The sequence below is a fragment of the Bradyrhizobium sp. RP6 genome (genome assembly GCF_003837805.1).
Classification (GTDB): Bacteria; Pseudomonadota; Alphaproteobacteria; order Rhizobiales; family Xanthobacteraceae; genus Bradyrhizobium.
Genome location: NZ_RQIT01000057.1, coordinates 1 through 2616, shown reverse-complemented (window position 1 = coordinate 2616; position 2616 = coordinate 1). Strand labels below are relative to the sequence as shown.

The following is a 2616-nucleotide window of genomic DNA, read 5'->3' as shown; positions in this document are numbered from 1 at the left end:
GTACCGCTCCGACGAGGACCGTCTTGCGTGACGGGTGGTAATTCGCGAAGCGTGTGACCTTAGGTCTAGCTTTAAGGTCATCAGGCGATGCGGGTCGAAGTTTTGGGCGGGCTCGAGCGGCGGCGGCGTTGGTCGCAGGACGACAAGGCACGGATTGTCGAGGAGACGCTGGCACCGGGCGCGAAGGTAACTGAGGTTGCGCGGCGCAACGGAGTAGCGGCCAGCCTGGTGTTTACCTGGCGTCGACAAGCACGGACATCGGAACAAGTTGCACCATCTTTTACGCCGGTGCAGATCGCCGCCGTAGCGGCCTCGGCTGAAGAAACTCCGAAGCTTTTGCCTACGGTTGATGGCCGAGTTCGCTCGGCGGCAGCCGCGCGTACTGGATTGATAGAGATCGATCTCGGCAACCGACGGTGCATCCGGGTGGATGCGCACGTCGATCCGGAGGCGTTGGCGCGGGTCCTCGATGTGCTTGGACGCCGATGATTTCTGTACCAGGGAATGTGCGAGTGTGGCTGGCTACAGGCTACACGGATATGCGCAGAGGCTTTCCATCGCTGGCCCTCCAAGTGCAGGAGGTGCTGCACAAAGAACCGCTCAGCGGTCATTTGTTTGTCTTCCGCGGTCGCCGCAGCGATCTTGTGAAGGTGATCTGGCACGATGGTCAGGGAGCCTGCTTGTTCACAAAAAAACTCGAGAGAAAAAAGTTTATCTGGCCATCGGTTGCCGGTGAAGCGGTAACGATCTCGCTGGCGCAGTTGAGCTACCTGCTGTCCGGGATCGATTGGCGCAATCCGCAAGAAACCCAGCGTCCGACGCGGGTCGGATAATCGTTTTGGGTTTGAATCTGATGCTCGATCTGATTCAATGGCTTCATGACATTGAAGCCGAGCGATCTTCCGTCGGATCTCGCGAGCGCCTACCTTGCGCTGCTGGCCGAGCGCGAGGCGTTGCAGGCTGAACGCGATGTGGCGGTCGCGGATGCCGCCAACGCGCGGGCGGAGCTGTCGGACAGCGAAGTGCTGATCGCTCATCTTGAGCTACGGATCGAGAAGCTCAAACGCGAACTGCACGGGCAGCGCTCCGAGCGCACGGCGCGGCTACTTGAGCAGTTGGAATTGGAGCTCGAAGAACTCGCCACCACGGCGACCGAGAATGAGCTGGCTGCGCAGGCTGCCGCGGCAAAAACCCAGAGCGTGAGCGCCTTCACGCGCAAGCGGCCGGTGCGCAAGCCGTGGCCGGACGACATCGAACGTGAGCGCGTCGTCATCGAGGCTCCAAGGACCTGCGCCTGCTGCGGTGGATCGCGGTTGGCGAAGGTCGGCGAGGATGTGACCAAGACGCTGGAGGAGATTCCGCGTCGCTTTAAGGTCATCGAGACGGTACGCGAGAAGTTCACCTGCCGCGATTGCGAGAAGATCAGCCAGCCGCCGGCACCGTTCCATGCGACGCCGCGCGGCTTCATCGGCCCACAATTGCTGGCGACGATTCTGTTCGACAAGTTCGGCATGCATATCCCGCTCAACCGCCAGAGCGTGCGCTTTAAGGCCGAGAGGATCGATCTGCCGTTATCGACGCTGGCCGACCAGGTCGGTCACGGGACCTTCGCCGTCACGCCGCTGTTCCAGCTGATCGAGCGTCATGTGCTTGCGGCCGAGCGCCTTCATGGCGACGACACCACCATCCGCATCCTGGCGAAGGGCAAGTGCACGACCGGCCGGATCTGGACGTATGTGCGGGATGATCGGCCCTTCGCCGGACCTGCGCCGCCGGCGGCGGTCTATTACGCCTCGGGCGACCGAAGGGGCGAACATCCCCAGAAGCATCTGGCCGTCTTCGGCGGTATCCTGCAGGCGGATTGCTATAGCGGCTTCGAGCCGTTGTTCGACCCAAAAAGGAAAGCGATGCCGATCACGCCGGCATTTTGCCTGGCCCATGCGCGGCGGGGCTTCTTCGAACTGGCTGACATCGAGAAAGCCGCCCGGGACGGACAGAAAGGCAAACCGGTCTCCCCGATCGCGCTGGAAGCGGTCAGGCGTCTTGACGCCCTGTTCGAGATCGAGCGCGCCATCAACGGCCGCAGTGCCGACGGCCGGCGCGCCGTGCGCCAGGAACAGAGCAAGCCGCTTCTCGACGACATGCACGACTGGCTGCTCCGCGAGCGGGAGACCCTGTCGAGCTCCTCCGAGGTCCTGAAGCCCATGAACTACATGCTCAGGCGCTGGGACGACTTCGCCCGCTTCCTCGACGACGGCAGGGTCTGCTTGACCAACAATTGCGCTGAACGCGCGTTGAGAGGCATCGCCTTGGGGCGGCGCAACTGGACCTTCGCTGGCAGCCAGCGCGGTGCCGATCGGGCCGCCATCATGCTGACGATGATCACGACCTGTCGCCTCAACGACGTCGATCCCAAGGCCTGGCTCGCCGACGTCCTCGCCCGGATCGCCGATCTTCCTACGTCGCGGCTGCACGAACTGCTGCCCTGGGAATGGAAGCTCCTGCGCCAAGCCAATCCCACCGATCAGCAAGCCGCCTGACCTTCACCCCGCCGATCATAGAACTAACTGTACCCGCGCGCATGCGTCAATCAGGCGGTCCTCGTGGTATGCGTAC

At 62.8% G+C, this 2616-nt stretch carries 3 protein-coding genes; all 3 read left to right on the top strand.

The features are described 5' to 3' along the window. Positions 1–87: 87 nt before the first annotated feature. From tnpA to tnpC, 3 genes are read left to right on the top strand one after another with little or no spacing between them, the layout of a single operon-like run. A complete protein-coding gene (gene tnpA / locus EHH60_RS36810; RefSeq protein ID WP_074448291.1) occupies positions 88–489 on the top strand; it encodes an IS66-like element accessory protein TnpA in 402 nt (133 codons plus the stop codon). A 23-nt stretch (positions 490–512) separates the two neighbouring features. After that, positions 513–833, top strand: a complete 321-nt coding sequence (gene tnpB / locus EHH60_RS36805) for an IS66 family insertion sequence element accessory protein TnpB (protein WP_370137884.1) — start codon at positions 513–515, stop codon at positions 831–833. 45 nt (positions 834–878) lie between these two features. Further along, positions 879–2540 (top strand): IS66 family transposase, encoded by a 1662-nt coding sequence (gene tnpC / locus EHH60_RS36800; RefSeq protein WP_124163996.1) that lies wholly within the window; start codon positions 879–881, stop codon positions 2538–2540. The last annotated feature ends 76 nt before the right edge of the window (positions 2541–2616 follow it).

Excerpts from the sequence above, each read along its gene's own strand:
- tnpA (WP_074448291.1), top strand. The coding sequence starts at position 88 with ATGCGGGTCGAAGTTTTGGGCGGGCTCGAGCGGCGGCGGCGTTGGTCG.
- tnpC (WP_124163996.1), top strand. The coding sequence starts at position 879 with ATGACATTGAAGCCGAGCGATCTTCCGTCGGATCTCGCGAGCGCCTAC.